The 12,655-nt window shown below is 49.2% G+C and carries 9 protein-coding genes; all 9 read right to left on the minus strand.

Features of this window, described 5'->3' with window-relative positions:
- Window positions 1-23 precede the first annotated feature (23 nt).
- Window positions 24-2,330 carry a hypothetical protein gene (locus tag HEQ50_RS02845; protein WP_168899024.1) on the minus strand — a complete coding sequence of 769 codons (2,307 nt, stop codon included), beginning with the start codon at window positions 2,328-2,330 and terminating at the stop codon, window positions 24-26.
- A 423-nt stretch (window positions 2,331-2,753) separates the two neighbouring features.
- Window positions 2,754-3,803, minus strand: a complete 1,050-nt coding sequence (locus HEQ50_RS02850; RefSeq protein WP_232842659.1) for a DUF916 and DUF3324 domain-containing protein — start codon at window positions 3,801-3,803, stop codon at window positions 2,754-2,756.
- A gap of 134 nt (window positions 3,804-3,937) precedes the next feature.
- Window positions 3,938-4,654: a WxL domain-containing protein gene (locus tag HEQ50_RS02855; protein WP_168899025.1), complete on the minus strand. Its 717-nt coding sequence runs from the start codon at window positions 4,652-4,654 to the stop codon at window positions 3,938-3,940.
- Between the two features lie 545 nt (window positions 4,655-5,199).
- The gene (locus HEQ50_RS02860; RefSeq protein WP_168899026.1) at window positions 5,200-5,907 is read right to left on the minus strand and encodes a class A sortase; all 708 of its coding nucleotides are present in this window, start codon (window positions 5,905-5,907) and stop codon (window positions 5,200-5,202) included.
- A gap of 204 nt (window positions 5,908-6,111) precedes the next feature.
- Window positions 6,112-7,506, minus strand: a complete 1,395-nt coding sequence (locus tag HEQ50_RS02865) for an FAD-dependent oxidoreductase (RefSeq protein ID WP_168899027.1) — start codon at window positions 7,504-7,506, stop codon at window positions 6,112-6,114.
- Window positions 7,507-7,789: 283 nt separating this feature from the next.
- Window positions 7,790-9,175, minus strand: coding sequence for an FAD-dependent oxidoreductase (locus HEQ50_RS02870; RefSeq protein WP_168899028.1), 1,386 nt, complete (start codon window positions 9,173-9,175; stop codon window positions 7,790-7,792).
- Window positions 9,176-9,991: 816 nt separating this feature from the next.
- Entirely contained in the window at window positions 9,992-10,243 is a 252-nt protein-coding gene (locus tag HEQ50_RS02875) for a type B 50S ribosomal protein L31 (RefSeq protein WP_168899029.1), read from the minus strand.
- A gap of 100 nt (window positions 10,244-10,343) precedes the next feature.
- Complete coding sequence (locus HEQ50_RS02880; protein ID WP_168899030.1) at window positions 10,344-11,633, minus strand: UDP-N-acetylglucosamine 1-carboxyvinyltransferase; 1,290 nt, start codon at window positions 11,631-11,633, stop codon at window positions 10,344-10,346.
- A 124-nt stretch (window positions 11,634-11,757) separates the two neighbouring features.
- Entirely contained in the window at window positions 11,758-12,294 is a 537-nt protein-coding gene (locus tag HEQ50_RS02885; protein ID WP_168899031.1) for a TetR/AcrR family transcriptional regulator, read from the minus strand.
- Window positions 12,295-12,655 lie beyond the last annotated feature (361 nt).

Raw genomic sequence — 12,655 nt, forward strand, 5'->3', positions numbered from 1 at the left:
TCATTTAAATGATTGTCCATTTCCTAACTATCCGTGTTCGAAAGCGTCCAGGTCACGGTTCCCTGATAATCGCCAACTTGTGCGCCACCATTGACCTTCAGCAGAATTCCCGAATTCTGGTCCCAGTCACCAGCGATGTCAACAGGCGTCGTGGTGCCATCGGATGGATGATCCGTGATTAACGTATCCGTCGTCGCCGATAGCGGCTGCTCTACCCCGCCATTTTGAAAAATCAGCTGTCCGTCCAACGTTGTTCCCGGCGTCGTCGTGGAGGTCAACGCTGACGCCCGGGCGTATAACTTCCAGTCACTATCTTTTGCCAGCGAATCATTGATCTTAAAGGTCCAGTTCGGATCGGCTCGCTGGATAATCTGCGTGCTGCCGGTCAATGGCGCCCGATAGCTCAGGTCACCCGAGGTCTCGCCAAACGTCAGGTCGCCGACAATGATCGTTATATCCGCGCTCGACAGATTTCCAGGCGAATCCGAGACCTCTAAATGTAAGCTGTAACGACCGGGCGTCGTCGTCAGGAACGCGCCGGAAATGTCAAACGTAAACCCTGACGCGGGATTTGCATCACTTAGCTTCATATCGGGAAGCTTATAGTTTACGTTCGCTTCATTTTTCGTCCACCCTCTAAGGGTCAGATCGCTGTTGTCCAAGGCCGAGCCATCGCCACTGACGACTTTCCCGGTCACACGTGGGGTTTCTCCCAGATTCACGTGCACGGTTTGGCTATCTGGTACTAAGCGCAACATATTGATGTCGGCGTGCGCAATCGTGAAGGTCGGCGAGGCCACCGTTGAAACCGCGTTGCTTCCCTTGAAGTAGTTAGTCAGACCGGTCCCACTACTCAGCGTGCCACTCGTCGGATTGCGACTTTTACCCGTAATCGCAATCTTAACCGCATCCTGGTTGGCCAATGATAGGCCGGTGTCGCTGCCGTCTTTAGCCAAGTTGACGCGGATATAGCCATCGGTTTGCTTAGCAATCGTGACCTTGCGGGTGGTCCCATCGGCATAACTAACCGTAGCCGTGTCCGCAAGGTTAAGATTATTTGGTGCCTGTAATTCTGCATTCAAACCTTGCCAATCGGCGTCCCCACTCTGTCGCTGTGCCGTATAGTTAAGCGTGACATCGGCGCCACCGGGAATCGTATCGCCATTATTGACCGTCACCGGTTGTCCGTCCTTCATGTAGGTCATCGCGGTGGTCGCCGTGGTCTTCGTTTGCCCGGGGATCTGGTCGAAGACGACCAAGTTGGTCTCACTCATTTCACCGGTCGATCCCGTAAAGCCCCACCGAATGGCCGATTGGCCGCCGCTGAGATTGAATTTACTCAAATTAATGGGCACGGAACGCGTGGCCGTGGCCGTCTTAGCCAATCCCGTGGCCGGGTCTTTATCATCATAATTGTAGGTCATCGTACCGTTACCACCCACGGCTGTGGGGGCTTGATAGTTCAAGGTGATGTGGTGCCACGCATTATTGGCTAAATTGTTCGACGTGGAAATGTACCCCAGATGGGTCATTCCGTAGTAATAGTATTGGGAAGCATGTAAGATGCCGGCAATATCTCCCGCTTTATAGCCATACTTTGGCCCCATCGGCTGATACGTGCTGGCCTCTCCCGGATAGTTGGCCGCAATGTGCGGACCACCGATGGTCGACTGCGTTCCCGAGTCACTCGCCGTTCCCAAGTCAAATGACGATGGATCGGCCTTATCCAAATTCCAGTCGCTCACGTTCAATATCGATGATGTTGGTTCAAAGTCATTCTTGTACGTATCAAATTCTAGCGCCCAACTGTTGGGAATGGCCGTATTGGCTAAAGCTGCCGGATCACTGGTCTTTGACTCCGGATCGGTCCCCCAGACACCTAAGGCCTCACCATTGTCCGAGAACTGGCTCGTATCACCATTCTGGAGCACAAAGGCCATGCCGTCGCCGGGGGTCTTATTCAATGCCCCACTAGCGAAGATCCACATCGATGCCGTTTGATTGTGTTGTAAATCAAAGGAGGCCTTGGTCGACCACACCGCGCCCGTCTGACTCGGACTATTAGCCGTAATCTGAACAGCATCGTTGGTTAAGCCCGATACTGGACTCGTGGCGGACACAACCTTTGCCGAGTTAGTCTTCACATTACTATTGCTTGGAAACGTGAAGTATCCCGACAAGGGGGTCCCCTGCGGCGCGTTAGCCAAAGCGGTCGTTTCCGTATAGTAAGGAGGGGCCACTTGAATGGCTTCTGCTTTCGTTGCAACGCCCATCCCCATCGCCGCAGCCGTCAGTGCCAACAGCCACCGCGTGATTCGTATTGATTTCATCAAAATGCCCCCTCATTTTGTGATGCCTAGTCATCACTTTGCCCCACAACCATATCGTTGATTGTCAGACCTCACCCGTCATTCGCCACATGAGCTTTAATATTTCGAATTTTAGCATCGCAATATCTAATTATTTCATGTGTTTAATACATATATTATATCATTTATCGTTTTAAATGATAAGCATTTTTGTAAGCAATTACTTATCGGATGATATAATCATGAGAAGTGCCTATCTCATAGTTCTTTGACGATTGGCTTGCGCATTGTCTACCGGAACATCGTCTTGACTCTCAGAACGGTATAAGTTGGCTAAAGTCGTCGCTTGTAACATCCTGTATAAACTCAATTTCATGCAAACTAAAAAACGGTCCCCTGATCGACGTCTGTCAATCAAGAAACCATTTTTAGTTAGAGTTGTCGCTAATCCGTTGTATCCTGATCCTCATCATTCTTCTTCCGGTTCTTCATCAACAAGTAAATGATGATGGCCAGTAAGAGCACAATGATAATTCCGCCGGCCACAAACCACCAGAAGTAGTTCTTCTGCGGCGTGTTGATCCGGTTCTTCAACGAATTAATGTCTTTTTGACTAATCGTAAAGTTCTTGGTGAATTGCCAATGGTAGCCACCCTTGGCGTAAGCATCGAGTGTCAAGGTGTAATCACCGGCAGTCAATTGCTTATCGCCCCACGGAATGGAATAGTTGAAGTTGGTGTTAGGTGCCATCGCCATGTTTTCCTTGGTCTGCGTCAACACGGCTTTATTGCTGCCCTGCTTCGTGACCTTGGAAACGATTTTTAACGCCTTCATCAGACCGGGACGGGGATTTTGTAGATTGGCCTGAATCTGATTCAAGCCACTAATCTGGCCGGCCTTGACCGTATGCAACCGCATGTCGGGCGCCACGTCAATACCACTTTCTCGGAGCCGAACCCCAATTACGTAGGCAAAGGCGTTACTGATCGTGACCCCGTTCTTCTTGCTCTTGGCCTGATTTTTCTTCAATTCCTTAACGTAGATCCCACCTAAGATCATCCCATCGATTTTCTTAGCGGGCATCTTGTAGGTCACGGAAACCTTCTTGTCACTTTGACCCTTAACCGTAACCTTCTGCGTGCTGTCCTTGGTGAAGATGTCTTTGATCCCCACCTTTAAGGAACTATCCAGCTTGGGGTTGGCCTGACTGTAATCCACCACCCCATTCGTGTTGGTCATCGCCTGATTAACGCCAACCTGGAATTGTTTGGTTGACTTGCTCGAGTTGTGAATCACAATCGTCAACTTCTGTTGTTGACTCGGTTTCACGCGGAGCGCAAAGTACGTGACTTTCTTATCATCCTGATTCTTCGGCGTAATGGTGCTGACCGAATAACCGACGTTTTCCGCCTTTGCCGTCTTTGTCTGCTGCATCCAGCCAAATGCCACCAGCAACGTCCCTAACGTTACCAACATCCTCAACCAACGTTTCATGATTAACCCAGCCTCCATCATGTTTTGTAAACCGTTTTCTTCATTGTAACAAAGAATGCGGTAGCTGTCGCTACCGCATTCTTAATTTAATATTTATGGTAATGTTGCAACTTCTGAGATGATTATTCGATTAATTAAGCTTGCGTTGATGCCGTATCAGCAATCGTCCAAGTCAAGGTTGAGGCGTAGGTACCGGCACTGTTACCACCTTGGATGGTCAAGTCACTGTCAGTCGTCAAACGGTTCGCCCACGTCCCAATCCCGTTACCGGCAGTAGCGGAAAGCACTTGAACTGCATCGCCACCGGCAGTAACAGCTGGTTGTGCTGCAATAGCTGCGTTATCGGTGTTACCATTAGCACTCACAGCAGAACCCTTAAGGTTGATCGTAGCCCCTAGAAGAGTCTTGTCAGTAGCTGTAGTACCGGTCCCGGTAAAGTCAGAAGCTTGCACCGTGACATTCCAAGGATCCGTAGACCCAGCGTTAACAACGGTCACATCACCAGGTTGTGCAGTAACGCCAGTTGGAAGTTCATTAGATGAATTTTTAGACGCCGTCAATGAACTAGCTTTGATCGTTTGTGAAGCACCTGTAATAGGCGTACCACCCGTTTTACCATCTTCACTCAGAGCTGGTCCAAAGACCATGTTTGGCGCAGTGACTAACTTAATAGTACCGGAGTGGGCACCATCACCACCGTCACCGGCGGTTAATGAAACTGTAGCATCAGTCGTTTGCTTGTTTGTCGCATCATCCGTCGTTGCGGCATTAGCGCCAACACCAGAAACCCCGATAAAACCAGCAGCAAGTGCAACAGTAGCGATTAATTGTAAAGCAGTTTTCTTAGTCATAATGATTATCTCCCTCAACTTTGATTGATTGTTTACTCTTCTAAAAGTTATTGTTCAAATCCGCGACTCTATTTAATCATTCAGCCCCAACTAGAGGCGTTTCGTTGAACCATCTGATGAACTCATCTGATTACATAAGTTATAATAGCACGTTTGTTGGGTTCTGTCCACAATTAATCATTTGTGGTGAATAATATTTTTAAAGGGATCATTTAATGGGCTTTTATTACGTTTATAGGGTACACTTTCATTGCCTGAAACGCCTATGTGCCGGCCTTTATAAGGCTATTTACGATGACGTCCAGTTTGTGATTTTAGTTTACATTTAAAAATTGAGCACTGATTTCAGCCATATTCCATTTTAGTTTATAGGGTATTTGCTCACTCCCCGTTTTGGTTGATTAATTAAACCAACTTGTTCAGACCCTGTATCTATTGGATTCTTGTCGATTGGGCCCGCTAAACTGACGCTGAAATTTCACAAGCCAAAAAATTTCAAAAAAAATAACATTTTTTGCATTTACGCAAAAAATGTCGGAATTTCTTTAATTTTTGTTGTTAAATCCACTGTGGAAGCCCTTTTGCACGGAAACCGGTGCGTTCTTATAGGCCATCTGCTTCACATAATTTCCCCGAATCATCAGACGATTGGCCCCAGTCGCATCACAGGTAATCAACGTCACCATCTTTTTGTGGGTCTGATCGACGACCTTGACATCCGTGGCCGGAATAAACTTGCGCACGCTCACGGTATAGACAAAAACCTGTTTGGCGTTGGTCAGATAAATCTTTTGCCCGACGCGGGTCTTCCAATACAACGGACTAAATAAAATCGTTTGCGAGGTCATGTGATGCCCTGCCAACGGATAGTTACCTTGCCCCATTTTCTGATCTGGCCGCATGGTTCCGGCGGTTAAGGCCAACACCTCGTTGCTCACACCCTTGGCAATCGGCAAGTGAATCTTGGATTGGGGCATGTAAATTTCCCCCACCACGTGGATGTTTGCCGTATTCCAACGCGCGTTGGCTACCGTTGAAAAGTCCAACGACTTGACCTTGCTGAAGTCGTACGAGGCTTTCTTCTTCTCGTTGTTTTGAACCGACTTCTTCGAGATCTGCGGTTGATAGGAAGAAATCAACCAGTTCTTAATCTGCTCGTTAAAGATGAGCCCGAGCGAGATAATGATTAAAATAATAAAGATGGTTGTCCAAAACCACCGCCAACGACGCGGCTGCCGTTTCTTTTCTGCCATAGCGCACTCCCCCTTAATCAACGCTTCCTTAAAAAGTCTACCCCAACTGGCCGCAAAAACAAAGGGAACCCCCTCGTTTTACGACGTGGTTACCATTCCCTCCCCAAAATGGGCGATGGCCGTTTGAGTCGGTTACGCCGGGCCTCGATGAATCAAAAAAAGTGATGACCCCCATTAATTGGCCATCGCTTCCATTATCTGTCTCTAATCGTCGACTTCGGGATCAATGCCCGCCGTCACTCGGGGCGTCGTATTCCCCCGTTTGGCCTCCTGGGCAACCGCCATCTGCGCGGCTAAATTCAAGAAATTAAACGTATCATCAAAGTTAGGATTGAACAACATGTCTACAAAGGCGAGGTCATCAATCGTATTGCGATTCTGAATCGCAATGGACACGGCATTAGCCGATTGCGCGACCTCATGCTTACTGAACAACTGAATCCCCAACACCCGGCGATCGTCTCGGTCATAGACCAAATTAATCAACAGCCGATCCGTGGTTGGCATATATTCTGGACGCCAGGTTGTTTCGAACGTCACGCTATCTGCACGCAATCCCGCCGAATCCGCGTGACGTAACGTTAGCCCGGACGAAGCCAGCGTGCGGCCAAAGATATTGATCGCTGAGGTCGCTTGCGTGCCCAAATAACGCTGGAGATGGCCGAAGACGTTGATTCCCGCCAGCATGCCTTGCCGCACCGCATTCGTGGCCAACGGCGTGTAGGCCGGTTGCCCCGTCGGATTAAAGTTCACCACGCTGGCGTCGCCACAGGCAAAAATGTCGGGGTCGGATGATTGAATGTAATCATTGATGATAATCGCCCCGTGACGATCCATCTTGACCTGGCCGCGTAACAGGGCCGTATTCGGCACAAAACCGGTGCTGACAATGGCCACATCCGCGCGATAGTCCCCGTTGAGGGTCTCAATCACCAAGCCCTCATCATCCTGTCTAAAGGCCGTGACGCGGTTGTTTAACACGACCTCCACGCCTTGGTCTCGTAAGATATCGACGACCTTGTCCGAAAGATTCTGGTCCACGTAATGGTCCAACAGAATGTCCTGCGACTGGATCAACAGCACATCGTGACCCGTTCGCGCATAGCTTTCGGCCAACTCGGTGCCGATGTACCCGCCCCCAATAATGGCGATGCGGTTGTGATCCTTAGCGGCTTGGTAGACCGCCTTAGCCTGCTCATAGTTTTTGCACAACAGGACCATGTCTTCGTCAATCCCAAAGATTGGGGGAACGTTGACGGTGGACCCCGTCGCCATGATTAGCTTGTCGTAGTGATCAGTGGTCATCTCGCCCGAATCCATATCGACGACGTCCACGGTCTTTTGCGCCGCATCAATGTTGATCACATTGTGGCGCGTCAGAACGTTGGCCCCCATCCGGGTCAATTCCTCGGGAGACGAATAGAACATGTCCTCCAGATGCTTGACTTGTCCGTCTAAAAACAGTGAAATACCGGTCGATAAAAATGACACATTCGTATGCCGCTCATAAATGGTGACGTCCGTTTCCGGATGATCCCGTAAAATTTGGATAGCGGCATTAGTTCCCGCATGCGTGCTACCGACGATAATGACCTTCATCAATGGTTCCCCCTTGTAGTCTGAAACTTTTTACACCAATGCTTGATTGCCGCGATGGCCGCCACAACCGATGGGTCACGCATCGCGAATACTATCACGATATCCTGGTTAAATTCGTCCAATGATTGGATGATTTTTTTGCCTAAACCCTGATTTATCACGACTTAAGCCGATTATTTGCAACGGCGGCGCGCACAACCCAGCATTTTAGTTCTGATAATGTATTGTCTACCAATTAACCGAATTTGTCAAAGCATATCCCATTCAATCAGCTTCACTCTATCTATTTTCGGTTAAGACCAGCCGATAATCGGGGGTGATCATTGCCGTGACGCCTTTCCTGAGCCACCGCCAACTGTGCCACAAGATTCAAGTAATTAAAGGGCGCATCAAAATTGGGATTGAACAGCAGGTCGACAAAAGCCAAATCATCAATTGTGTTACGGTTCTGAATCGCAATTGAGACCGCGTTAGCCGATTGGGCAACCTCATGCTTACTGAACAACTGAATACCCAGGATTCGCCGATCATCGCGATTATAGACGAGATTAATCATCAGTGCGGCCGTGCTGGGCATGTAGGACGGTCGCCAAGTCCCACGATACGTCACGCTCGCCGCGTTTAGCCCGGCCGACTGGGCGTGCCGCAACGTTAACCCGGATGAGGCCAAGGTTCGGCCGAATAACTGGATGACGGAGGAAGCCTGGGTTCCCAAATACCGTTGCACGGGTCCAAACACGTTTTTGCCGGCGAGTAAGCCCTGCCGGACCGCGTTCGTGGCTAACGGCGTATACGCGGTCTGTCCAGTTGGATTAAATTTAACCACGCTGGCATCGCCACAGGCCAGAATATTGGGATTCGACGTCTGCAAATAATCATTAATCAGGATGGCCCCGTGACGATCCATTTTCACCTGACCGCGAAGTAGCCGCGTATTGGGGACAAATCCGGTACAAACAATTGCCAGATCGGCCTGATACGTGGCCGATCCCGCCGTAATGACCAGTTGATCACCTTGCTCCTCAAACGCCGTAACCCGACTGTTTAAGTCCACCTTAACGCCGTGGGCCTTCAGAATCGCCACGACCTCAGCCGATAGATTCGCATCGACATAATGATCAAGGAGGATATCACGCGACTGTAGCAGTAACACATCGTGCCCCGTCCGCGCATAGCTTTCCGCCAATTCGGTGCCGATATAGCCGCCGCCCACGATCGCAATGCGTCGCTGATCTTTGGCCGCCCGGTAGATGGCCTTCGCCTGCTCATACGTCTTGCATAATAGGACCCGGTCATTCTCGACGCCAAAGACCGGTGGCACATTGACCGTCGACCCCGTCGCCATGATCAGTCGATCGTAGGTTACCGTGCTGATCTTACCGGTCACCATATCGACGACCTCAACCTGCTGGCGATCGGCATCAATCCGCAAAACGTTGTGTTGGGTCTTCACCTTAGCTCCCAGCCGCGTCAATTCGGCTGGCGAGGAATAGAACATATCTTCGAGGTGCTTCACCTGTCCGTCTAGAAACAGGGAAATTCCAGTCGACAAAAAGGAGACTGTCCGGTGGCGTTCGTAAATCGTGACGTCCGTGTCCGGGTGATCTCGTAAAATTTGAATGGCAGCGTTCGTGCCCGCATGGGTGCTGCCGACAATAATGACCTTCATCTAAGATCCCTCCTCTTCAAGTATCTAACACACTGTGGTGATTCATTTTAAGCTAAAGGTTGAAAGTTCACGAACACGCTCCAGTCCCCAGCTGGTAAGGCTTATCCCCATTAAATTGGTCATCAACGACCACCTGCGGCTGCCAGATATTCCGGCGCTGTGGGGACCGCCTGCGGCCTGAGAAGCGGTCCTCCGGCTCGGTTTGAAGCCTGACCAAGACCGTCAGTCTCCAAACACGTCCCGCGCTGTAAGCTGTTGCACAGCTAACACCGCTGTCACGGCTACCTCCATCTCTGTCTGCCTCCGGTTACAGAAGTTGAAAACCACGAAATGTGCCATCACATTGCTGGGCTGGCAACGTTCGACCACAATCGTTGCTCACATTCCATGTAGCCGTGAGTGAGCTAAATTTGGTCTCAGCCGTTGATAAGAGTGTGCCTACAGGCGGTTAACTGGTGAGCATTAACGCTGATAAGCGGATAATCCTGCCTTTGGATTATTTGTCTATCAGTGTTAAGCGGAGCCAGTTGCCTGTTGACGCACGTTTCGACTATGTTGATGACAAGACGGCAGTGGGCTGACGGCTCAAAGCGAGGGAAAAGACAGCACTTTGGCTTTTTCCGATCCTTCCCACCGTGATCCAGACCAAATTTGGCGAACGGTAAGGCGGTCAGTACGCGACAATCATATTATAAAGGGTGATATCCTTGTCACACCAGGAGTCCTAGCTGTTTTCTATCTTTCAACCTTTAGATAATATAAAAAAACCGGCGGCAGTTGAACACTGCCACCGGCGACAAATCATATTTATTATAATTAGTCGTTTGCCAAACCGTACTTCTTGTTGAACCGATCCACGGCACCATCGGCTTGAGTAAACTTTTGCTTACCCGTGTAGAATGGATGTGAATCTGAAGAAATTTCGACACGGATTAATGGGTAAGTGTTGCCATCTTCCCATTCAACCGTTTCGTCAGAAGTTGCAGTTGAACCAGACAAGAACTGGAAACCAGTACTTGAGTCTTGGAACACAACTTCGCGGTAATCTGGATGAATTCCTTGCTTCATAATGTATTACGCTCCTTTGCCCTGGTTCATTTACTGAGCCAGAGATTGATTTAATCGTCAACCGTTGAATTATACCATGAAAATCATCTTCGAGCAATCTTTAATCTTGGCCGTTTTCTACCAAACTTGCCTTACTCACAATTTCCACGTCGGCATTCAACGCTGTTAGTTTATCTACGATGCGATCATAGCCTCGTAAAATGTTGTCGGCTTCCTCGATAATTGTATCCCCATTGGCCATCAAGCCGGTGATGACCAGCGCCGCACCGGCCCGAATCTCACCCGCCTGTACTTGACTGCCAATGAGATCATCGCTCGGATCAACCACAATCATGTCATCCTCGGAGCGAATGTGTGCGCCCATCTTCCGTAACTCGGCGATGTGCTTAATTCGCTTGGGATAAATGGTATCGATCACCACACTGCTGCCGTTTGCCCGAAACAATAACGGCGTCAAGGGTTGCTGCAGATCCGTCGCAAAGCCTGGGAACGGCATCGTCTTAATGCGAATGGGCTTTAGATTCTCGGCATGTGGGACGTAAATGCTGTCCTCGCTAATCTCCAATGGCACGCCCATCTCGATCATCTTGGCGGTAAAAGCCTCCAAATGTTCAGGGATCACGTTCTTAATGACCACGCCATCCCCCATCGCAGCGGCCATCGATAAGTATGTTCCGGCTTCAATTCGGTCGGGAATAATCGTATGGGTGTTCATCGCCCGGAGCGTTGGTACGCCCTCAATGCGAATAACATCCGTCCCAGCACCCCGAATATGGGCCCCCATGTTGTTCAAAAATGTCGCCACGTCAATGATTTCAGGTTCTTTCGCGGCATTTTCAATCACCGTGGTGCCTACTGCTTTAACGGCCGCCAGAATCGAATTGATGGTGGCCCCCACGGAGACCATGTCTAAGAAGATCCGGGCACCGTGAAGCCCCTCAGGACCGGTTGTAATGCGCACGGTCCCTTCGTGTTCTTCCACCGTAGCACCTAAGGCTTCAAAGGCCTTGATATGTTGATCGATGGGCCGCGGGCCAATGTTGTCGCCGCCCGGGAAACTCAGTGTGGCCCGTTGGAACCGCCCCAACAAGGACCCCATAAAATAATAAGATGCGCGCAGGCTTTTAATCGCCTTGCTTGGTAACGGTGCTTCCACAATCTCAGTGGGATCAATGGTTAAGACCCCATCTTCAAATGTAGAATGCACATTCATTGATTTCAGAATTAACATTAAATTGTGCACGTCAAGGATATCCGGTACCATATCAAAACGGACCGGCGTATCAGCTAAAATCGCTGCCGGAATTAAGGCCACTGTGCTATTTTTGGCGCCACCAATCGTCACTTCTCCAGAAAGACGACGGCCGCCGTGAATTATCATTTTTTTCATTATGAAGCTATCCTCACTTAATAATCTTCCATATTAATTCCATACAGTCAGATACCATGATAAATAATGCCGGGCAAAAAGACAATACTTTCCCGGTATTCTGGCTAAAATGTAATATTAGCCCCTATAAAATCTTGTCTCGAAGGTCATCAAGGTTCCGCGCCAAAATGGTGTCGATAATAATTTGTGTCAGTTGATGCGGCGGTTCGGGCATTCCGTCTTTTACCCATTTTTTCAAAATATTCTGTAGCCCGGCACCGATGTAAGCGTCTTGGTAGTCTTCAATCAAAGGCGGTTGAATCTTGCTTTGAACCATCAGCTCCTGCATCCGGTCCAGCAACTTGGTTTTTCCTTCGGCGAAGACCAGATTACTTAATTTTTTATCTTCATAGAACGCCGTCAAGAGATGCTCTAACGCCTGACTAGGTGTCGCCCCCGTCAACGGATGTAAGGACCGGACAAACGCCTGCTCAATACTTTCGACGCAATCATAAACATCCGTATAGTACCGATAAAACGTTGTCCGGTTAACATCTGCCCGGGCACAAACCTCGGTTACCGAAATGGCGTTAATCGGTTTACTCTGCAGTAAAGAGAGCACGGTCTCCTGAATCACACGTTGCGTATACCGTGCCCGCCGATTATTTTTGACCCCAACCATCGCTTTCACTCCTATACTGTTCAGGAGCCAGTGGACCAGTCAACAGATTAATTATAAGCGACTTTACGTGCGCTTTGGCCCAACTTCCTGTAAAGTTAATCTCAGTCGAACAGAGCCACTTGCTTAAGCCTATTTTCTATCGACCATCGTTTCACGTCGCCCAACAACGCTCGTATTCGGTAAGTTACGTGACTTAACTAACCTTGGTCCCTAACCCCACGCAATCGACTTGCTATTGACGCAACAGTCGTGTTTAAAGTGTTGTTTTGACAACAGTCCTGCTTACATTGATGCTTGCCAAACCGCTGATTTATTTCTATGATGTAAGACACGGTGTTGCATTAATGTCTAGTTTATCAGA

This window comes from Lactobacillus sp. HBUAS51381 (genome assembly GCF_012641095.1).
Lineage (GTDB): Bacteria > Bacillota > Bacilli > Lactobacillales > Lactobacillaceae > Levilactobacillus.

What these genes read in the sequence shown, in the direction of transcription:
- HEQ50_RS02870 (WP_168899028.1), bottom strand. Translation starts at nt 9,175, where the DNA reads ATGAAGGTCATTATTGTCGGCAGCACCCATGCGGGCACGAACGCTGCC.
- HEQ50_RS02875 (WP_168899029.1), bottom strand. Translation starts at nt 10,243, where the DNA reads ATGAAGCAAGGAATTCATCCAGATTACCGCGAAGTTGTGTTCCAAGAC.
- HEQ50_RS02850 (WP_232842659.1), bottom strand. Translation starts at nt 3,803, where the DNA reads ATGAAACGTTGGTTGAGGATGTTGGTAACGTTAGGGACGTTGCTGGTG.
- HEQ50_RS02880 (WP_168899030.1), bottom strand. Translation starts at nt 11,633, where the DNA reads ATGAAAAAAATGATAATTCACGGCGGCCGTCGTCTTTCTGGAGAAGTG.
- HEQ50_RS02865 (WP_168899027.1), bottom strand. Translation starts at nt 7,506, where the DNA reads ATGAAGGTCATTATCGTCGGTAGCACGCATGCGGGAACTAATGCCGCT.
- HEQ50_RS02855 (WP_168899025.1), bottom strand. Translation starts at nt 4,654, where the DNA reads ATGACTAAGAAAACTGCTTTACAATTAATCGCTACTGTTGCACTTGCT.
- HEQ50_RS02885 (WP_168899031.1), bottom strand. Translation starts at nt 12,294, where the DNA reads ATGGTTGGGGTCAAAAATAATCGGCGGGCACGGTATACGCAACGTGTG.
- HEQ50_RS02860 (WP_168899026.1), bottom strand. Translation starts at nt 5,907, where the DNA reads ATGGCAGAAAAGAAACGGCAGCCGCGTCGTTGGCGGTGGTTTTGGACA.
- HEQ50_RS02845 (WP_168899024.1), bottom strand. Translation starts at nt 2,330, where the DNA reads ATGAAATCAATACGAATCACGCGGTGGCTGTTGGCACTGACGGCTGCG.